This is a genomic window from Actinoplanes sp. NBRC 103695, from assembly GCF_030269485.1.
GTDB lineage: Bacteria > Actinomycetota > Actinomycetes > Mycobacteriales > Micromonosporaceae > Actinoplanes.
The window spans coordinates 168,397-188,000 of sequence record NZ_BSTL01000012.1; the positions used below are offsets into that span (position 1 = coordinate 168,397).

Below are 19,604 nucleotides of genomic sequence, written 5' to 3' on the forward strand. Positions count from 1 at the left end.
CACCGGCGTCATGGGTCGAACGGACCGAACGGTATGTCCGTTTTCTGACCGCCTTGATCAAAGGCGGTCAACCCTGGTCAACGCCGATCAATGCCTTCCGACGTGGCTGTTTCGGCGATCGTCGACCTTCAGGCCTCGTTTTCGCGCCGAGTCGCGTCCTTTTCTGGTGCTAGCTTTCTGGCAGCCGAAAGAAAGGAAGACAATGGCGAGAAGGAATATCTTACGAACGGGTATTTTCCTTTCCGTTGTTATGGCGTCCGCTCTTATCAATGCTGGACCGGCGTCGGCGGCAACGCAGACGCAAGGAATTGACGTCTCGCATCACCAGAGTGATCGGGGCGCCATTTCATGGGGGCAGGTGCGGAGCGCCGGACAGCGGTTCGTCTACGTCAAGGCCACCGAGGGATATTCGTACTCCGACCCGGCGTACCGCGCCAACCGGGACGGGGCGGCCGCCGCCGGGCTGCTGCACGGGGCCTACCACTTCGCCCGGCCCGACTCGGGAGCCGGCGATGCCCTCGCGGAGGCGGAGCAGTTCGTCGGCGTGGTGGGGCGTTCGCTGACCGGGCAGCTTCCGCCCGTGCTCGACCTGGAGGACGACGGTGGCCTCTCCTCGGCCGCGCTGATCACCTGGACCAGGACGTTCCTCGGCGAGGTCGAGCGGCTGACCGGGCGCGTTCCGGTCATCTACACCTCGCCGTCGTTCTGGCGTACCGAGCTGGCGGACTCGCACGCCTTCACCCGCCATCCGCTGTGGATCGCGCACTACACGACCGGTGCTCCGAGCATCCCGGGCGGCTGGGCGGCTTACACGTTCTGGCAGAACACGAACGCGTACTCCGTCTCCGGGATCACCGGGGCGGTCGACCACAACTTCTTCAACGGCACGGTGGCGGAGCTGCAGGCTCTGGCCGGTGGCGGGGCGAGTAATCCGTACACCCCGGGTGAGGTCTGCGGCGACGGCTACACCGTCATCGACCAGGCCGCGCTCGGCGGTTCGTCGGGCACCGTCTACCTGCTCTACAACGCCGGCAACCAGGCCAACTGCGTCACCACGATCAAACGCACCAACATCGGTACGGCCTCCGCCACGAAGGCGTACCTCGAGGTTCAAGGCAGGTCCCGGGTCACCGACAGCGGGAGCTTCGCCTACTACGCCGGACCCGTCCGAGCCGAGGCCGGCAACACCTGCGTCAAGTGGGGTGGCGCCGTCGGCGCCAACGCCTACGACAGCCCGTTCGAACACTGCGGCTGACAACCCAACCAGGAGGAGACAGCAAGATGAGACTCAGAGATCGGCTACTGGCCGTCGCGGCGGCTGCGGTCGCGGTCGTCGGCAGCATCACGGTGCTGCCCGGCGCGGCTCAGGCGGCAGGGCCCCGTCCGGCCTTCCAGCTCCCGTTCGACTGCGGGACGACCTGGACCGGCGACTCGAACAACAGCAGCGCCCACGAGTCGTACGAGATCGACTTCAACCGCGGGTCGGGCTCGGACGACCTCGGTGACAACGTCCGCGCGTCGGCCAACGGCACCGTGATCACCTCGGCGCACCAGGGCTCGGCCAACGGCTACGGCAACCTGGTCGTCATCGACCACGGTGGCGGCTGGCGGTCCTACTACGCCCACCTGCGGGTTCGCTCGGTGTCCGTCGGCGCCTCGGTCGGCCGGGGGCAGAAGATCGGCGAGGTCGGCAACACCACCCGGCCCGGCAGCAGCCTCTCCCCGCACCTGCACTACGAGGTCCGCACCACCGACTCGTCGTACCCGTCGAACATCGAGAGGGCCTACTTCAACGGCTCGGTCTTCGGCTACACGAACCAGACGCTGACCTCGCGCAACGGTTGCAGCGGCTCGGGCAACCCGTACACCCCGGTCGAGGTCTGCGGCGACGGCTACTCCGTCATCGACCAGAAGGGCCTGACCGGCGGGACCGTCTACCTGCTCTACAACGGTGACAACGGCAGGAACTGCGTCACCACGATCAAGTCCTCCAACGTCGGTGAGGCCTCGTCCGTCAAGGCGTACCTGGAGGTCCAGGGCAAGTCCCGGGTCACCGATTCCGGCTCCTTCTCCTACTACGCCGGACCCGTCCGGGCGGCGGCCGAGAACACCTGCGTCAAGTGGGGCGGCGCCGTCGGTGGATCGACCTACGACAGCCCCTTCGAGCACTGTGGCTGACCCTTTGAACTCGGCGGCTGAGTAGCGTCCGAGTAGCGGCTCGTCATTCCGGCAAAGCCCCCGCCTGGGGCTTTGCCGGAATCAGTAATGGAGCGCCCGGCCCGGACCTTGACGCCATTCGGGCCGTGCGGCCAGGCTTCTGCCCCGACAGGTCGATATCGGGGGAGGTCGATGATGGCTCGGCGGGAACGGCTGCTCGATCCGGAGACGGACCAACTGCACAAGTTCGCGCACGACCTACGGCAGGTGCGGACGGCGGCTGGCAACCCGACCTATCGGGTGCTGGCCAAACGCGCCGGGTACAGCGCGACCAGCCTGTCGGACGCGGCGCGCGGGGTACGCATCCCGACGCTGGAGGTGGTACTCGCGTACGTCGGCGCCTGCGACGGTGATCGCGAACTCTGGACCCAGCGGTGGCACGCGTTGTTCACCGCGGAGGAGGCCGAGCCTGAGGTCCGGGAGAGCGTGCAGGATCCGCCGCGCAAGAGGCGGACCAGGCTGCTCGCTCTCGCCGCGGTCGTCCTCGTCGCCGCGGCGATCGCGGTCACCGTCGTCCTCCAGCAGCCCGGCCGGGCGGCCGCCTGCCCCAAGCTGAGCGGGCGGTCGCTGTTCACCGGCGAGACCTACGGCGCCGGCGTTCTCGCGTACGACGCGGCGTCGACGACCGCGCCGGTGGCCCAGACCATCGCGGAGAACTGCGTGCTCGGCTTCACGGGTTACTGCGTGGGGGAGAAGCAGACCGACGCCACCGCGCACACACCGGACGTGCGCTGGTTCATTCTCACCGACGGCTCGATGGTCCCGTCCGGGCGGATCCACGGCAACCCGCCGCGCACCGTCGGCCCGACGAGATGCCGGGGCGACCGGCCGCCGCCGGAGAGTCTGACGGTGTCGATCACCGCCGATCCACTGGATCCGGAAAGCATCACCGCGACGGCCAGCGGCGTGCACGTCGACATCGTCGGCTTCGCCGAGCAGTGGGTCGACGAGACGGGGAAGGGCATCGGCGAGAAACCGTGGCGCCAGACCGGTTTCACCGACGAGGACAACTTCCGCGCCTCCTGGAGCAGTGCCGCCGCGCCCGCCACGGGCGCCAGCCAACGGGTGATCATGGCGGTGGCCTGCCTGGGCGGCAGCGCGCCCAGCGCGGCGATGCACCTGGCCGCGGCCACCAGCACCGGCTCGGTCCAGCACCTGGACCAGCAGAAACTGTCCCCCGACGCGTCCGCCGCCGGCGCGATGACCGCCTGCCGCTACCCGAAGAAGACGACCTGACGGCCGGTGCTGTTGTCCAGCTGCTCGCGGATGATGTCGGCGTGACCCGCGTGCCGGTCGGCCTCCTCGGACGGCGGCCGGCGGCCGTCCTAGAACTTCAGCGCGGCGCGACCCCCGACCATCGGCAGCTGGATGGAGCTGCTGGTCGGCCGCACCGAGATCCGCGTGCCGGGCAACGGCCGCAAGGTGTAGTCGTAGTCGGTGGAGAGCACCACCACGCCGAGGCGGTGACCGGACGCGAAGGTGTGGTCCTGCGGCTGCATGTCCCAGTTCAAGCGGTAGGTCTTGCCGGGAGTGACCGGCGACGACCGGGTGAGCGATCCGCGGTTCTGCGGGTCGATCCAGCCACGGGTGACGATGACGGGATCCGTTCCGGCGGGGCCGTAGTCGACCAGCAACGCGGTCAGGTTGGCGGCCGTGCGGTTGTCGATGCTGACGTCGAGCGTGACCCGCGGCGTGCCGCTGAGCCGGGCCGCGGTGCGCAACGCCGGCGTCAGGTAGGCCAGGGAGTTGCCGGACGGCTGCAGCAGCTCCTCCGCGACCACGTCGCGGCCCCTGTCGACGAAGGTGTCCGTCCGGGGCTTGCCCACCGCCAGCGGCAGGGTGGCCGGCGCCGAACCGGGGACCGGCCAGGCCGACGTCGTCCCGGTCACCGCCGCGTCGGCGTCCTCGAAGGTGACCGGCGCCTCGTCCTCGATGCCGCTGTCGACGTCGTAGATGTAGTGGTCGATCCAGCGGCGCATCGCCGGGAAGAACTGGGGCGCGTTCGCCGATCCGTGGCCGCCGTCGTAGAGCCACAGCTTGCGGTCGACGCCGTGCCGGCCGAGCGCGTCCCACAGCTGGAGGCCCTGCTTGGTCTTGACGTTCCAGTCGCGCATGCCCTGCACGATGAACACGCTGGCCTCGATGTTGCCGGCCTTCGACGCGTAGTCACGTGACGCCCAGAATGCGGAGTAGTCGCCGGTGACGCGGTCCTGCTCGCGGGTCAGCCGGTCCATGGCGGCCGCGCAGAGCTCCGGATTCTCCCGGGTCAGGACGACCCGGGCGTGGATGTCGACGTCCTCGCCCTGCCATTCGTACGGCGCCACGACCAGCCCGTTGGCGCGGTACTCGTCGTACCAGCTGGAGACCGCCGACATCGGGATGACGGTCTTCAGGGCGGAGCGGCCGGTGACGGCGGCGGCCAGCGGCAGAGTGCCGTTGTACGAGACGCCGTACATCCCCACGGAGTGCGCCGACCAGTGTGCCGACACCACCTTCCCGGCCGCGTCGTAGGCCCGGCCGGACCCGCCGAGCCAGTCGATCACCGCGCGCGTCGCCGCCGCCTCGTGCGGGCCGCCGGCGTCCGGGCAGCCGGTGGACCGCGCGGTGCCCAGGCTCTCCATCGTGATCATGGCGTAGCCCCGCCGGACGAAGTACTCCCAGAGACCCTCCTCGGGGTAGCCCTGCTCGTCGTCCCCCGCGCGGGCGACGGCTGCCCTCTTCCTCTTCTGTGGCAGCCCGTCGACATCCACCGAGTGGTACGGCACGTCCACGAAGTCGCCCATGTACGGCGTGGCGATCATCAGCGCCCCGGATCGAAGTCCCGCGGTCTCGGTCTCGCCCGGCCGGGTGACATCCAGGTGTACCCGGTCCCGCGTCCCGTCCCCGTCGCTGTCCAGCGGAACCTCGACCCAGATCTCCTCATTGATCGCCTGGCCGTAGTCGAAGACCGGCTGGGTCGCGCCGTCCCTCACCACGATCGTCGCCGGCCCGTCGGCCGCCCAGGCCGGCATGCCGGCGACGGTGACCGGTATGCCGATGCCGACGGCCGCCACGGCGGCCATCACTGCGTGTCGCATTCGTCCTCCACGGAGAGCGGGACATGTCCTCAGTGGAAGACGCGGCTGAACGCCCGGGCGTGGCACGGAGGACGCGACGAATCCCGCACGGTCAGCCGGAGATCACACCGATGACGATGGCGATGGTGGCGGTGTTGTAAAGGAAGGAGAGGATCGAGTGGGCCAGGATCTGCGAGCGGATCGCTGAGCTTTGGGTCTCGACGTCGGAGACCGAGAACGTGGTGCCGATGGTGAACGCGAAGTAGCTGAACTCCACGAACGTGGGGGCCTCGGTGTTGGGGAAGGCCAGGGGGCGTTCGGCTTCGGGCGCCCGGTAGTAGCTCTTCGCATAGCGCTCGGCGTACCCGAAGTGCAGGATCGCCCAGGCGAGCAGGACGCAGGGAACGCCGGCGGCGGAGCTGAGGAACTTGTCGTCCTCGTTCTCGCTCAGCACGATGGCGAAGCCCGAGCCGATGCCCACCGCGCTGGTGAGGACGGTGAAGAGCAGGCCGTACCCGCCGCCGATGCCGCGGGTGAGCCACTCCATCCGGGTGCCGTGCTTGCTCCGGCGCAGGCGGGTGACGCGGATGGCCAGGTAGAGCACCGCCAGCACCCCCCACAGCGCGGTCCACAGGAAGGTGCCGATGGTGGTCGGCGCCACGAAGATCATGATGCCGCACAGGATGAGGAGCGCCTCGATGGTGCGGGAGGCGTACAGGGTCGCTTTGCCGGTCATGCCCGGGACAACGGGCGGCGAGCGGTGATCTTCAAACCGGTGTCCGGTCGGCTAGCGTCGCCGGCATGGGCGGGAAGATTCGGCTCGAGGACCGGGAGTGCCCGCTGTCCACGGCGCTCAGCTACGTCGGTGAGTGGTGGACGCTGCTGATCCTGCACGACTGCTTCGACGGGTACTCCCGGTTCGACGAGTTCCAGGCCAACGTCGGGCTGTCGTCGAGCATGCTGACCAGCCGGCTGTGGTCGCTGGTCGAGCGGGGCATCCTGGAGCGCCGTGCCTACCAGGAGCGGCCGGTGCGGTACGAGTACGTGCTCACCGAATTCGGCCGGTCGCTGCGCCCGGTGCTGGTGGCGATGGCCGCCTGGCGCAACGCGCAACTGGCGCCGGAGGAACGGGCGATGATCCTGATCGACGCGGACACCGGGCGCGAGGTCGAGCCGGTCGTGGTCGACGCCGCCACGGGCGAGCGCGTCGACACGACCAGCACGTGTTCACCGCGGGCCCGGCGGCCGGACCGATCATGCGGGAGCGGTACGCACCCGGTGCCGCGCGACGGCGCCAGGGGGCGGAACTTCCCGGCTGATCCAAAGACCTGGACCCGGCAGCGTAACCGGACGACGTTCCGGAAGAACGAACGTTCTTTCCCTTTGTTACGCGGCGTCCGCCTCGACGGGGTCAGGCGGGAACGGCTGCTCGGGCGATCGCCCAGGCGGTGAGGTCGTCGGCCGGCAGCGGGCGGCAGAAGAGGTAGCCCTGGGCCGCCTCGCAGCCGATCTCGTCGAGGATCGGGACCGTGTCGGCGTGCTCGACGCCCTCGACCACGACCTGGAGGCCGCAGGCGTGTGCCAGGTCGGCGATCGCGGCGACGATGGCCCGGCCGCTGCCCTCCTGCTCGATGCGGGCGGTGAAGCGGCGGTCGATCTTCAGCTCGTCCAGGGGCATCTGCTGCAGGTAGCTCATCGACGAGTAGCCGGTGCCGAAGTCGTCGATCGAGACCCGGACGCCCAGCACACGCAGCTCCGCCAGGATCGAGGCGGCGCGCTCGGGGTCGGTGATCACCATGCTCTCGGTGATCTCTACGGTCAGCTCGCCGGGGCGGGTGTCGTAGCGGTCCATCAGCTCGGCGACGTGCGCGGGGAAGCCGAGGTCGTGCAGGCAGTCGGCGCCGGCGTTGACCGCGACCGGCATGGTCAGGCCGGCCGTGCGCCAGGCCCGCATCTGCTCCATCGCGGTGGAGAGCACCACGTCGGTGAGCGGGCGGATCAGGCCGTTCTGCTCGGCCACCGGGATGAACTGGTCCGGGCCGAGCAGGCCGCGGATCGGGTGCCGCCAGCGGACCAGGGCCTCCACGCCGGTCGGGGAACCGTCGGAGACCCGGACCTTGGGCTGGTAGTGCACCTCGAGCTCGCCGCCCTCGATGGCCTGGCGCAGCTCGGCGCCGGCCGCCAGTCGCTCGGTGGTGTTCTCGTCGTGCCGCGGGTCGTAGAGGGCGACGCCGAGGCGGTTGCGTTTGGCCGCGTACATCGCGACGTCGGCGTGCTGGAGCAGCTCGGCGGCGTTGCCGCTGGCCATCGGGTAGAGCGAGGCGCCGATGCTGGCGCTCACGTCGACGAGGAAGCCGTCCAGGTCGACGGGGCGGCAGAGCTGGTCGAGGATGCGCCGGCCGACCTTCATCAGGTCCTCGGTCGAGCTGACGTCGGGCAGCACCACCGCGAATTCGTCGCCGCCCAGGCGCGCCACCGTGTCCTCGTCGCGGGCCGACTCGGACAACCGGGACGCCACCTCCTGGATCAACCGGTCGCCGGCCAGGTGGCCGAGCGTGTCGTTGACCTCCTTGAAGTGGTTCAGGTCGAGCAGTAGCAGGCCGGTGCCGGCGCCCGGGCGGGCGGTGGTCGCCACCGCCTCGTCCAGCCGTTCGAGGAGCAGGCTGCGGTTGGCGACGCCGGTGAGGCTGTCGTGCATGGCCTGGTAGCGGCTCTCGCGGGCCTGCCGCTCGGTGCTCTTCTGGTACGCCAGCAGCACCACCGCGCAGAACCCCACGAGCAGCAGGTCCACCACGGACATCACCTCGACCGCCAGCAACACCGCCTCGTTGTCCTCCTGGGCCTGTTTGAGGAGCCCGCTCATCTCCAGGTTGTTCCGGGCGATGTTCACCGACGCCTGCTTGCGCAGGGCGGAGGCGCTGAGGGCGGCCAGCTTGGCGTCCTCCTCCATCCGTACGCGATCGCCGTGCTTCTGGGCGTCCACCAGGTCGCGCAGCGTGTAGCTGTAGCCGCCGTAGGTGTTCTGCAGGGCCTGCGCCTGGAACGAGTCGGACGGGCCGCCGTGCGCGTGCAGCCAGCGCAGGTTCTCCTCGGCCGAGCCGATCGAGGAGATCAGCGGGCCACGGCCGGACGCGCTGTCCGCCCGGACGAAGTCGACGAGCTGCTCGTACTCGATGCCGATCCGCAGGTAAACCTGACTCCACTGCTGGGTGACCTGCTCCGCGGCGGCGATCTTGGCGGTGGCCTGCGCGGTGTTGCGGCTGCTGTACAGGGCGAGGCCGGCGAGCAGGGTGAGACCTGCGGCGAGCGCGGCGATGGCCGTTCGAGCCACCGCTCTGCGCTGCATCCAGGTCGCTCGCACTCTGTCGGTCCCCCTCGTTCGCCGTGGATCCGTCGCCTCAACTTCGGCCGGGTTGACCTGGGCTTGAGGTTCGTCACCAAAACGCTGGAGGCCGGACGCGCCCGTGCCGAAGAAGAAGGCATGGTGCCGACCCGCAAGATCGTGGTGGCTGTGACAGTCGTGACGCTCGTGCTCTCGCTGGGTGGGTGCACCCTGCGCCGTGACATCCAGAACCCGGCCGTCGGCTTCCTGACCGCGGACGCCGGCGTCGGCTACGTCCGCGAGATGACGGCCGGTTTCGCCGTCGCCGTGGCCGAGTCGGGCGGGGTACGGCACACCGAGGCCGGCCCGCCGATCGGCGACACCGCCCGACAGATGAGCATGCTCCAGGAACTGCACGGCCACGCCCGCAACGGGATCGCCGTGTTCACCTGGTATCCGGAACTGCTGGCCGGGACGATGGCGGACACCGAGCAGAGCGGCACACCGGTGATCGCCGTGCACACACCGCCCGCGCCCGGCTCCGAGGTCACGCTCTACGTCGGCAACGACAACTTCGCGATGGGCGAGCTGCTGGCCGATCAGATCGCCGCGCTGCTACCCCCGGCGGCCGACGGCATGGTGGTGCTCGGCACCTCGGTGCCCGGGGCGGAAGCCCTCGACCAGCGCATCGCCGGCCTGCGCTCGCGGCTGCCGCTGGTGCGCCCGAAGGTCCGGCTGCTCGGGCCGTTCGACACCAAGCAGGACCCGGCGGCCAACATGAAGTCGTGGCAGCTGATGGTGGAGGCGAACCCGGGGGCGGTGGCGTTCGTCGGCACCGGGGACAGCGACGCCCGCAACCTGGCCCGGCTGCGCGGCCAGGCCACCCGGCCGTGGATCGGCGCCGGATTCGGGCTGGACGACATCTCGGTGCGTGCGGTCCAGCGCGGCGACTACGCGCTGGTGTCGCCGGAGACGTTCGTTCAGGGCGCGGTCGCGGGGCATCTGCAGGCCGGGTACGCCAAGCGCAGCCTCACCCTGCCGTCCGGATGGGTCGTCACCCCGGCGCTGCCGATCACCCGGTCGAACGCCGCGGATATCCTGGCCCGGCAGTCCTCGACCAAGTCCCGCGCGGAGGCGGCCCAGCTGGTCGTACGCGAGATCGTCACGCACCTCAGCGACCACCTGCTGCCTCTCGCCGACGCACGTTAGGTCGTGTCTCGTGGGCCACGCCGCGGCCCTGGCTGAATGAACCACGAGACACGACCTATCCGGTGATGACGCCCTTGCTCGCGGCCAGCTTGCGGCCGCCGTCGACGGCGTCGCGCCAGGCGGCCGCCGCGGTGGTGCCGCCGGACTCCAGCTTCTCCAGCTGGGTGATGAAGATCTGCTCGATGGCGAAGTCGGACGGCGCCTCGTAGGAGAGCTTGGCCTTGCCGGCCGAGGTGGCGAAGACCGGCGTGGTGCGCTGCCCGCCGAAGAACGGGTCGGGCGCCTGCAGCTCGGGCATCTGGTACGCGGCCGGTGCGGACGGGAACAGTTTGGCGCCGGCGAACATCTTGGCCTGGTTCTCCGGCGACAGCAGCCACTGGATCACCTCGAAGGCGGTCTCGTGGTCGTCGCCCTTCGCCGGGATGGACAGGAACGAGCCACCCTGGTTGGCGCCGTCCGCGCAGCCGTTGGCGACCCGCCACTTCCCGGCCGACTTGGCGCACGAGCTGGCGAGGTCCTGGGACAGCCAGGCCGGGCCGGTGTCGCTGGCGACCTTACCGGCCTCGTACGCGGGGAACCGCTTGTCGGAGGCGTTGGGGATCCCGGCGCTGATGCCCATTCCCATCGACTCGACCGCCAGGTCCCAGGCGGTGCGCACCGTGTCGGTGTCGCCGATGTAGCTGTTCGACTCGCTGACGTAGCGCCGGTTGCTCTGCCCTATGCAGCTGGAGAAGAGGTCGGCGGCGTTGCAGAAGAGCCGGACCGAGGGCACCTTCCTGACCAGCTTCCGGCCGAAGTCGAGGTAGGCGTGCCAGTCCTTGATCGCGACTGCGACGTCGTCGGGTTCGGCGGCCAGCCCGGCCTTCTGGAACACGTCGTGCCGGTAGAACAGCGCGGTCGGGCCGGTGTCGATCGGGAAGCCGACCAGCCGGTTGTCCAGCGTGCTGCCCTGCTGCCACTTCCAGTCCAGGTAGTTGTCCTGGAGCTCGCGGGCGCCCAGCGTGTTCAGGTCGACGAACAGGTCGGCGCGGGGGAGCACGGCGCTCATGTCCTCGCCCTTGATGCCGGCGATGTCCGGTACGCCGGAGCCGTCGAGCACGGGGGAGAGCTGGTCCTGGTAGTTCCCCTCGAGCGTGGTGACGGTCAGCTTGGTCTTCGACGCGAAATGCTGCACCGCCTGGGTGACCATGGCGGCGTCGAGCCCGCCGGGCCAGATCCACATGGACGTGCTGCCGTTGCTCGTGCCGGCCTTGTCGCCGTCTCCGCACGCGCTGAGCCCGGCCGCCGCGACGACGGCGCCGAGCAGGGTCCGGCGCTGGACTCTCACGGTCGATGACCTCCTGGTTGAGCTAACCGGGTGAAAAGCTAGCAAAAGAGGCGTACGTCGCGCCGGGGTTCCGCCGATTTGGTGGTCACCGGTGCGGAATGCGCCAGACCAGCGTCGGGCCGTTGATGGTGGGACAGGCCAGGTAGTCGTCACGCGGCTCGCAGCCGAACGGCGCGGCGACCGGCACCACGCCGACCGGGCGGACCCGGCCCTGGTCGTGGGTCTGGACCCAGGTCCAGCCGGGCGCCTCGGTGTCCGGGTGTAGCAGCAGGTCACCGGCCCAGACCGTGGCGCCGAGGCGTTGCAGCAGCCGGCCGGTCCGCTGGTCGCGCAGGGTGACCTCGGGCGTCTCCTGGTCGTCGCCGGCCAGCACGGTGTGCCCGTCGAAGCGGAAGGCGAACGCCAGGCTGTCGTTCGTCCAGAGCGGGGCCCCGGTACCCGGATCGACCGCGCTGACGCCGACCGCGGACGGGTCGCCGAGGGCGCTGATCCCGGGCACCGCGCCGGCCACGCACCATACCTCGCCGCAGTCCTCGGCCAGCCCGGTCGGCCCGGACGTGCGTTCCCACAGCCGGGCGAACGGCACCAGCGAGAACGCGGTCATCGACGCCTGCCCGCCGGTCTTGCTCCGCAGCACCAGCCGGTTGTCGCCGACCGTGCCGAGCAGCGACCCCCCGACGTCCGGGAAACGCGCCGGATTCAGCGGCCCGCCGAGGTTGCCGGTGGACAACTCGGCGCCGGTGGCGAAGTCGATCACCCGGACCGCGCCGGCGGCGTCGGCCAGCACGATGCGCTCGGCTCCGCCGAGCGGCACCAGCTGCGGTCCGAAGTAGACCCGCGTGCCGATGGTCCGGGTCCAGATCGTTCCTCCGGTACGCGGGTCGGCCAGCCGCAGCGCCGGTCCCTCGGCCTGGTCGGTGGTGAACAGCACGCCGGCGCCGTCGATGGTGATCGCCGCGGTGTTCACCTCGTTGCTCGTCCACAGCACCCGGCCGGTGGCGGCGTCCAGGAAGCTGATCCGCGGGTCGGTGCCGGACCGGGCCATCAGCACCCCGGACGCGTCGTCGATCACCAGATTCTGTACGCCCTGCGGCAGCGCGACCGCCCACACCTCGTGCCCGGTGAGCAGGTCGTACCGGCGTACCGCGGACTCGCTGTTGGGGTTGCTCCCGTAGTGGGCGGTGTAGAGCGTGTCCCGGCCGAGCTCGAAGGCCGCCGCCGCGGTGCCTCCCGCGGCCAGCACCTGACGCAGAAGCGGCCGAGGCGCCGTGGAGGCGGCCAGCCCGGCCAGCACGAGGACGGCCAAGATCACGGCGAGCAACGGGCGCGGCGCAAACTGTCGCAACCCGCCGACCGGGGACCGGACCCGCTCCGGTGGCGGGGCCGTGTCCAGGTCGATGAGGGGAATGCCCGCCATGGTCACATTCTGCGCCTGCCCCGGCCGCGAGGGGTAGGTCACGGTGAGTAGGCTTACCGTATGTCTTATGCGGTGCCGCCGACGAGAACGGCGGCCGTCGTCCGGCAGCTGCGCAACGAGATCGTCTCCGGCGAGTTGCCCCCCGGCACGCTGATCAAGGACGCCGAACTGGCCGCCCGCCTGGGCGTCAGCATCACGCCGGTGCGTGAGGCGATCGCCCAGCTCTCCGTCGAGGGTCTGATCGACATCGCGCCGAACCGGACCCGGCACGTCACCAAGGTGACCCAGAAGAACGCGCTCGAACTGGTCGACGTGATGAGCGTGCTGGCCTGCGCGGGCTTCGAGTGGGGCGTGGACAACCTGACCGAGACCCACCTCGACATGCTGCGCCAGCGGCAGAAGGAGTTCGTCGAGGCGCTCGCCGCCGGCAACGTGCTGGCGGCCGGTGCGGCCGGCGCCGACTTCAGCACGACGGTGATCCTGGCCAGCGGCAACCGCGAGCTCCAGTCGATGGTCGACCTGGTCGTCGCCCGGACGATGCGGATCCTCGCGATGTCCGCCGAGAGCAACCTGTGGAGCACCTGGATCGAGGGCCACGACGCGATCCTGGAACTGCTCGAAGCGGGCGACCGGGCCGGTGCGGTGGCCCGCTACAAGCAGATCTACATCGACTACCGGGCGAAGGTCGAGCAGGAGCTCTTCGACTAGTTCTTCAACGCCTCGAGCAGGGCCGGCAGGTGGTCCAAGGAGCTGCGGCGCAGGGCGTACCGGGTGATGCCCCAGCGCCGCTCGTGCTCGCGGATCCGCCCGGCGATCTCCTCGATCGTGCCGACCATCAGGAACGGAACCCGCAGCAGCTCGTCGATGCTGAGCCCGGTGTCGTTCAGGTCCTTGAGGGCCGCCTCGGGATCGTCGGTGATCTCGAACTTCTGCACCAGCGCCTCGAGCACCTTGCCGCGCAACGGCGCCACGTGCTCGTCGATCTGGTCGAGCGCCCAGCGGACGTCGTGGTTGCGACCGTCGGCCAGCGTCCTGCCGAGCCCGGACAGTCCGACGATGTCGGCCTCCTCGGCGGCCCAGCGCAGCAGCCGGGAGTTGCCCCCGCCGAAGAGCAGCGGGATCTTCTCCTGCACCGGGCGGGGCTGGTCCAGCTTGGCGCCGAACATCCGCAGCTCCTCGGTGTCCACTGTGACCTCGTCGCCGGTGAGCAGCCGCCGGGTCGCCTCGGCCACCGCGATGCACCGGTCGACGCGGCCACGCACGTCCGGCCGGGTCTGCCCGACCCACCGCCACTCGTTCGGGTTGTGCCCGGCCCCGATGCCGAGCAGCGCCCGGCCGCCGGAGACGACGTCCAGCGTCGCCACGTCGGCGGCCAGCAGCATCGGCTCGCGGACGCCGGCGTTCACGACGTACGCGCCGAGTTTGATCGTGGTTGTCACCGCGGCCGCCGCGGCCAGCGCGACGTGCGGCGCCGCGCAGATGCCCGGATGGTCCGGGGTGAGCAGCGTGTCGAAGCCGTTGGCCTCGGCCTTGCGTGCGGTCTCGATCCACTCGGCGGCGTTCAGCGGTACGGCCTGGAAGGCGAAAGCGGTCATGGGACGCACCCTGCCCTCCGCGATCCAGGACCGTAACCCGTGTTCACGACCAGCGGAAGAACTTCACGGCGCCGTAGGAGAAGATCCCGAGGTACGCCAGCAGCGCGATCACACACTGCGGCGGCGGCCAGTCGCCGACCGAGGCGGCCTGGATGGCGGCCTGCCCGGCGCCGACCGGGGTGAGCTCGCCGATCCGCTGCAGCCACCCCGGCATCGCCTCCCGCGGAGTCCACAGCCCGGCGAAGAACATCAGCGGGAAGAACAGCGCCATCCCGATGCCGTTCGCGGCCTTGCCGCTCGGCGCGACCGCCGCCACGAAGAGCCCGATCGCGAACACCGCCGCCGCGCAGAGCAGGAACGAGACAAGGTAGACGAACGGGCTGCGGGGGAAGGACACGTCGAACGCGATCCGGCCGACCAGCAGCGCCAGCAGACCGGCGCCGATCGAGGTCAGTGCGGCCGTGGTGACCTGTGCCCCGAGCATCATGACCGGGGACGCCGGGGTGGTGGCCATCCGGCGCAGCACCCCGCGCTCCCGGTAGGTGCCGAGGATCTGCGGCATCCCCTGCAGGCCGAGCGAGGCGATCGACAGGACCAGCGCGATCGGCACGTACAGGTCGATCACCCGCAGGCCGCCGATCTCCGGGCTGGGCTCGCGCATCACCGGGATGCTGCCCAGGATGGCGACCAGCAGCGCCGGGAAGAGCAGGCCGAAGAAGGCGAGCACGGGCTCACGCAGCAGCAGCCGGAACTCGGAGACGGTGAGTTTGGTGAAGGCATGCATGACGTGTCCTCTCAGTCCTCGGCCGGGCGGCCGGTGAGCTGGACGAACGCGTCGTCCAGGCTGGCCTGCTCCAGGCGCAGGTCGGCGGCGATGATCTGGTGGGTGGCGAGCACGCTGGTCACGGCCTGCAGCAGCCCGCCGGTGCCGATCACCTCGACGGACGGGCCGTGCCGGCGCACCTCGCGCACCTCCGGCAGGTCGGTCAGCAGTTTCTCGTTCAGCGGCGCCGACGGGCGGAACCGGATGCGCTGCTCGGTGGAGACCCGCGCGACCAGCCCGGCCGGCGTGTCCAGGGCGATCACCGTGCCGTGGTCGATCACCGCGATCCGGTCGCAGAGCCGCTCGGCCTCCTCCATGAAGTGGGTGACCAGCAGAACCGTGACGCCGCGGTCGCGGATGCCCTCGATCAGGTCCCAGGTGTCCCGCCGGGACTGCGGGTCCAGGCCGGTGGTCAGCTCGTCGAGGATCGCCACCTCCGGGCGCCCGATCAGGGCGAGCGCGATGGAGAGCCGCTGCTTCTGGCCGCCGGAGAGCTTGCCGAACTTGGTCTTCAGCTTCTCGCCCAGGCCGAGGTCGCGGACCAGCTCGTGCCAGTCGATCGGGTCGGGGTAGAAGGCGCTGAACAGCTCGAGGGCCTCGCGGACGGTCATCCGGTCGGGCAGCTCGGACTCCTGCAGCTGCACCCCGACCAGCCGGCGCAGCGCCGGGTCCGCGGGCTTGCGGCCGAGCACGTCGATGGTGCCGCCGTCCGGCTTACGCAGACCGGCGATCGCCTCTACCGTGGTGCTCTTCCCGGCGCCGTTCGGGCCCAGGATGCCGAAGATCTCGCCGCGCTCCACGGAGAACGTCACATCGGCGGCGGCGACGGTCGCCCCGTATTCCTTGCGGAAGTTTCTGACATCGATGACTGGCATGCGTCCAGCCTCGTGGCGCGCACACCGGGTTCCATCAACCAGCGGCAGGCGGCCGCGGTCAACCGATCGGTGGATGGGCATCGATCAGCTGGTCGCGATCCACACCCGCGTCGTGCAGGATTCGCTCCACCGAGCTGATCGAGAGCCAGTCGACGACCTCGTCGCCGTGCACCACCCGGTACCAGCGGGCGCGTCCACGTCGGACGATCTCCACCCGCCAGGCGCCGTCGGGGGTCTGCATGGCCCCCTCGACCACGCCGCCGGACGCCATCAGGCCGGCTTGACGCAGCTGTAGTCGTTGGTGGCGTCCGCGCCCGCGGTGTTCACCGCGGTGAACTTCAGCTTGTACTCGCGGCGGGCGTTCTTCGTGGAAAGGCCGATGGTGCTGACCACATTCATCTTGAGCCGGTCGAAGTTGCTCGACGCGCCGTCGTCGGCGGTGCCGCTCGGAATGCGCTCGAACGGGGTGCTGCCCGCGGTGAACGGCACCAGGCTCGTGGCCACCGCGCCGGTGGACTTCTCGTAGGTCTCGCCCTGCTTCGGCTTGCGGACCCACTGCGTACGCATCATGGTGCCGCCGCCGGTCGGCAGGGTCAGCTCGACGCAGAGCTGCCTGTTGTTGGCGTCCGGCACCACGTAGGTGACCGCGTAGTCGCCGCCCGACGTGTAGGGGACGTTGACCCGGTAGGCGTACCGGATCTCGCGGTCCATCTTCTGGAAGGCCGTGGCCAGCTGGGTCTGCGCGACCGCGGCGGCCTCCGCCCGGTTCGCCGACTGGTACATGCTCAGGAAGCCCTGGCTGGCGATCGCCATGACGGTGGACATGATGGCCGCGCCGACCATGACCTCGATCATGGAGAAGCCGGCGTCGTCCCGGCGGCGGCGGACCAGACGCCCGATGCATGCGATCACGGTGTTGTCCCTCGGTCAGAAGATCGGGTCGGACTTGGTGGTGCTGTTGCTGATCTGTGTCTTCATCGCGAAGACACAGCCGGCGGCCAAGCAGCCCCCGGCCCGGAAGGTGACCTTCAGCTCGGGCTGCAGAACCTTCGTCCAGGTGGCCTCGGCGGACGGAGCCCCGACACAGGGGCTGCTGCTGGACGCGTCGACGCAGTCCCATTCGACGGTGTAAACGACGTTGTTGAGCGTGGCGGTGTCGGTGCGGTGCGCGTTGATGTACGCGACGACATCCGAGCCCGGCATCTGCCGCACCGTCTCCATCTCGCTGTTCGCGACCTGGACGGCGGCCTGCTTCTGGCCCTGCAGGTCCACGGTCCTCATCGACTGGATGAAGAACGCCGTGGCGCCGGCCAGCACGACCGCGATCACGGCTATGCCGGTGATCACCTCGACGATCGTGAAGCCGTCGTCCTTCTTGCGGGTTCGTCTGCGCATCGCGGGCTCCACTACTTGCTCGGCGTGGTGGTGGCGATCGACGGAGCACCCTGCCCCGCCGGAACCGCGACGAAGGCCACGAGGGACAGGTTGATCGTCGGCTGCCCGGTGTTTTCGGCACCTTCCGTGCTGACCTGAGTGGTCATCGCCGCCGAATTGATCAGCACCGCCCGGGGCTGCGACTGCTGGAGCTGGGTGAGGAACGTGCCCAGGTTCTCCGCGCTGCCCTCCAGCGTCAGGTTGATCGGCAGGGCGTAGACGTTGGGCAGGTCCTTCTGCACCGACGCGCCGTTCACGACCACGCCGCCCACGGTCACGTCCAGGTCGTCGCCGGACTTCTGGAGCTGGCGCAGCAGGTCCGGCACCCCGGAGTCGGCCGGCAGGGCGCGCTGGCTGACCTTCAGCGCCGCGCGGTACTGCGGCAGCTTCGACTTCTGCTTCTCCAGCTCGGCGATCCGCTTGTTCAGCATGGTGATCTGGATCTCGGTGTCCTCGGCCTGCCGCCGGACGTCGGAGGCCTCCGCGTACTTCGGGTTGATCAGGAAGAACCAGCTGATCAGCGCCAGCGCGACGATCACGGCGGCGCCGCCGATCATCCACAGCCGGTCGGCGTGACGGGCACCCATCAGTTGCCTCCGGTCTTGCACTTGGTGGTGAACCGGCCGCACAGCGCCTCGGAGGTGAAGTCCACGGTGATGATGAAGTCCACCGTCTTGTCCTTCTGCTGGACCACACTGCTCACGTACGGGTTGGCCAGGGTATTGATGTCGTTGAGCGAGTCGATGAACTTGGCCACCGACGGCTTGTCGGGTGCCGAGCCGGTGAGCGTGATCGTCCCGACCGACGCGGCGCCGCTGGTGCTGGGCAGCGTGGTGGTCGTCGCGGCGGTGCCGGTGTTCGCCGTCAGCGTGGCGCTGATGCCCTCGACGGTCGCGTCGCTGTCGGCGGCGGTGTCGCGCACCGTGTCGAGCAGGGCCGCCCACCGCAGGTCGTACTTCATCAGCGTGCTCAGCTGCTTGGTGATGGCGGCGTTCTCGCTCTGCGTGTTCACCACGTCGCCGTAGCTCGTCTGCTTGCGCTGCAGCCGGGCCTGCTCGGCGGTGATCGTCTCCAGCTCCGCGTTGGCGTCGCTGGTGCCCTTGTCGGCGACCAGGTACCAGCCGACCAGGGCGAGCACGACCAGACCGACGACGGCGAGCACCCAGCCGCGGGTCTTGCGGGCGCGGCGGGCCGCCGTCACCTCCTCGGGCAGCAGATCGGCGGTGATCGTGAGCACCCTGGTGACCTGCTGCGGTGACAGCGCCGGGTCCAGGGGCATCAGGGTGGTCTGCGCCATCAGGCTGCCGCTCCCAGGGTCAGGCCGATCGACACGGCGGCCGACGGCACGAAACTGTCGAAGCCACGCTGGCGGGCCTTGCGCGTGTCGCGCAGGCGGCCGGCGCTGTCGGCGTACATCACGGCGACGTTGAGCTGTTGCTGGAGGTGCTCGGGGAGGCCGGGCATCAGCGCGCTGCCGCCGCACAGCGAGATCCGGGTGACCTGCTTCTGCCGTTCGCCCGAGGCCAGGTAGGTGAACGAGCTGCGCAGCTCGTTCACCAGCGGCCGGATCGCGTCGCTCGCCGCGGTCGCGGTGTCCGGGCGGCCGTCGCCGTGCAGACCGAAGCGGCACTTGAGGACCTCGGCCTCCGGCACCGGGATGCCCAGCCGGGTGGCCATGCTGTCGGTGACCTCGTGGCCGCCGCGCGGCACGGTACGCACGATCAGCGGCTCGCCGTCCGCGTGCACCACCACGCTGGTCACCTCGGCGCCGATGTCGACGATCGCTTCGACCTGGGCGTCCAGCCGGGAGGCGGCGCGCAGCAGGGCGAAGGAGGCCAGGTCGACGCCGACCACGTGCAGGCCGGCCTTCTCGACGGCCAGCACCGCGCCCAGCACGGCGTCCTTGGGGATGGCGATGAGCAGCCCGCGTACGGTCGGGTTGGTCCCCGGGTCCTCCAGCGGGTGGAAGTCGAGCACCGACCGCTCGACGGCCAGCGGCAGCGCGTCGCGCACCTGGAACGGCAGCGACTTCTGCATCTCCTTGGGCGGCAGGTTGGACACCGACATCTCGCGGACCACGAGCTGCGGGTTCGTCACGCCGACCATGACCTTCTTGGTGTCGAACTTGCACGCCGCCCAGAGCTGCTTGAGGGCGGTGGTGACGACGACCTGGTCCTGGACGATGCCGCCCTGCACGGTGCCCGGCGGGAGCGGCACCTGCCCGAAGTTGGTCAGGGTGTGCTCGTCCTTGGCGCGGCGGACCTCGACCGCGCGGATGGACGACGAGCCGATGTCCAGCCCGATCGGAGTGATGCCAGCCATCGGTTCC

Annotated in this window: 20 protein-coding genes; 6 read left to right on the top strand and 14 right to left on the bottom strand. The window is 70.0% G+C overall.

Annotated features, from left to right (window positions below; genetic code table 11):
• Positions 1–250: 250 nt before the first annotated feature.
• The 3 genes from QSK31_RS22735 to QSK31_RS22745 all read left to right on the top strand — a co-directional run bounded on the left by QSK31_RS22735 (position 251) and on the right by QSK31_RS22745 (position 3,453).
• A complete protein-coding gene (locus tag QSK31_RS22735; protein WP_285686303.1) occupies positions 251–1,255 on the top strand; it encodes a glycoside hydrolase family 25 protein in 1,005 nt (334 codons plus the stop codon).
• A gap of 26 nt (positions 1,256–1,281) precedes the next feature.
• Positions 1,282–2,178, top strand: a complete 897-nt coding sequence (locus QSK31_RS22740; protein WP_285686304.1) for a M23 family metallopeptidase — start codon at positions 1,282–1,284, stop codon at positions 2,176–2,178.
• Between the two features lie 174 nt (positions 2,179–2,352).
• A complete protein-coding gene (locus tag QSK31_RS22745) occupies positions 2,353–3,453 on the top strand; it encodes a helix-turn-helix domain-containing protein (protein WP_285686305.1) in 1,101 nt (366 codons plus the stop codon).
• A gap of 89 nt (positions 3,454–3,542) precedes the next feature.
• On the opposite strand, the gene QSK31_RS22750 is transcribed toward QSK31_RS22745, so the two are convergent.
• Positions 3,543–5,294, bottom strand: a complete 1,752-nt coding sequence (locus QSK31_RS22750) for a CocE/NonD family hydrolase (RefSeq protein ID WP_285686306.1) — start codon at positions 5,292–5,294, stop codon at positions 3,543–3,545.
• Positions 5,295–5,385: 91 nt separating this feature from the next.
• Complete coding sequence (locus tag QSK31_RS22755; RefSeq protein WP_285686307.1) at positions 5,386–6,009, bottom strand: DUF1345 domain-containing protein; 624 nt, start codon at positions 6,007–6,009, stop codon at positions 5,386–5,388.
• A 65-nt stretch (positions 6,010–6,074) separates the two neighbouring features.
• Here QSK31_RS22755 and QSK31_RS22760 point away from each other — a divergent pair, with 65 nt between their 5' ends.
• The gene (locus tag QSK31_RS22760; RefSeq protein WP_285686308.1) at positions 6,075–6,725 is read left to right on the top strand and encodes a winged helix-turn-helix transcriptional regulator; all 651 of its coding nucleotides are present in this window, start codon (positions 6,075–6,077) and stop codon (positions 6,723–6,725) included.
• On the opposite strand, the gene QSK31_RS22765 is transcribed toward QSK31_RS22760, so the two are convergent.
• Positions 6,685–8,604 (bottom strand): putative bifunctional diguanylate cyclase/phosphodiesterase, encoded by a 1,920-nt coding sequence (locus QSK31_RS22765; protein WP_285686309.1) that lies wholly within the window; start codon positions 8,602–8,604, stop codon positions 6,685–6,687. The two genes, QSK31_RS22760 and QSK31_RS22765, sit on opposite strands and share 41 nt — an antisense overlap.
• A gap of 150 nt (positions 8,605–8,754) precedes the next feature.
• Here QSK31_RS22765 and QSK31_RS22770 point away from each other — a divergent pair, with 150 nt between their 5' ends.
• Complete coding sequence (locus QSK31_RS22770; protein ID WP_285686310.1) at positions 8,755–9,804, top strand: sugar ABC transporter substrate-binding protein; 1,050 nt, start codon at positions 8,755–8,757, stop codon at positions 9,802–9,804.
• 55 nt (positions 9,805–9,859) lie between these two features.
• Here QSK31_RS22770 and QSK31_RS22775 read toward each other — a convergent pair whose 3' ends face one another.
• Together QSK31_RS22775 and QSK31_RS22780 are read right to left on the bottom strand one after the other, a co-directional pair.
• Positions 9,860–11,131, bottom strand: a complete 1,272-nt coding sequence (locus QSK31_RS22775; protein WP_285686311.1) for an ABC transporter substrate-binding protein — start codon at positions 11,129–11,131, stop codon at positions 9,860–9,862.
• A gap of 85 nt (positions 11,132–11,216) precedes the next feature.
• Positions 11,217–12,548 (bottom strand): outer membrane protein assembly factor BamB family protein, encoded by a 1,332-nt coding sequence (locus tag QSK31_RS22780; protein ID WP_285686312.1) that lies wholly within the window; start codon positions 12,546–12,548, stop codon positions 11,217–11,219.
• Between the two features lie 60 nt (positions 12,549–12,608).
• On the opposite strand from QSK31_RS22780, the gene QSK31_RS22785 reads away from it, so the two are divergent.
• Entirely contained in the window at positions 12,609–13,256 is a 648-nt protein-coding gene (locus tag QSK31_RS22785; RefSeq protein WP_285686313.1) for a GntR family transcriptional regulator, read from the top strand.
• Here QSK31_RS22785 and QSK31_RS22790 read toward each other — a convergent pair.
• From QSK31_RS22790 to pilM, 9 genes are read right to left on the bottom strand one after another with little or no spacing between them, the layout of a single operon-like run.
• Positions 13,253–14,143, bottom strand: coding sequence for an LLM class flavin-dependent oxidoreductase (locus tag QSK31_RS22790; RefSeq protein ID WP_285686314.1), 891 nt, complete (start codon positions 14,141–14,143; stop codon positions 13,253–13,255). The two genes, QSK31_RS22785 and QSK31_RS22790, sit on opposite strands and share 4 nt — an antisense overlap.
• Positions 14,144–14,186: 43 nt before the next feature.
• Complete coding sequence (locus tag QSK31_RS22795) at positions 14,187–14,927, bottom strand: ABC transporter permease (protein WP_285686315.1); 741 nt, start codon at positions 14,925–14,927, stop codon at positions 14,187–14,189.
• An 11-nt stretch (positions 14,928–14,938) separates the two neighbouring features.
• Positions 14,939–15,841: an ABC transporter ATP-binding protein gene (locus QSK31_RS22800; RefSeq protein WP_285686316.1), complete on the bottom strand. Its 903-nt coding sequence runs from the start codon at positions 15,839–15,841 to the stop codon at positions 14,939–14,941.
• A 58-nt stretch (positions 15,842–15,899) separates the two neighbouring features.
• Positions 15,900–16,112: a hypothetical protein gene (locus QSK31_RS22805; RefSeq protein ID WP_285686317.1), complete on the bottom strand. Its 213-nt coding sequence runs from the start codon at positions 16,110–16,112 to the stop codon at positions 15,900–15,902.
• A complete protein-coding gene (locus QSK31_RS22810; RefSeq protein ID WP_285686318.1) occupies positions 16,112–16,753 on the bottom strand; it encodes a prepilin-type N-terminal cleavage/methylation domain-containing protein in 642 nt (213 codons plus the stop codon). Before QSK31_RS22810 ends, QSK31_RS22805 begins: the two co-directional genes overlap by 1 nt.
• Positions 16,754–16,768: 15 nt before the next feature.
• Positions 16,769–17,236, bottom strand: coding sequence for a type IV pilus modification PilV family protein (locus QSK31_RS22815; protein ID WP_285686319.1), 468 nt, complete (start codon positions 17,234–17,236; stop codon positions 16,769–16,771).
• Positions 17,237–17,247: 11 nt separating this feature from the next.
• Complete coding sequence (locus tag QSK31_RS22820; protein ID WP_285686320.1) at positions 17,248–17,862, bottom strand: type 4a pilus biogenesis protein PilO; 615 nt, start codon at positions 17,860–17,862, stop codon at positions 17,248–17,250.
• Complete coding sequence (locus QSK31_RS22825; RefSeq protein WP_285686321.1) at positions 17,862–18,572, bottom strand: PilN family protein; 711 nt, start codon at positions 18,570–18,572, stop codon at positions 17,862–17,864. Before QSK31_RS22825 ends, QSK31_RS22820 begins: the two co-directional genes overlap by 1 nt.
• A complete protein-coding gene (gene pilM, locus QSK31_RS22830) occupies positions 18,572–19,597 on the bottom strand; it encodes a type IV pilus assembly protein PilM (RefSeq protein ID WP_285686322.1) in 1,026 nt (341 codons plus the stop codon). Before pilM ends, QSK31_RS22825 begins: the two co-directional genes overlap by 1 nt.
• Positions 19,598–19,604 lie beyond the last annotated feature (7 nt).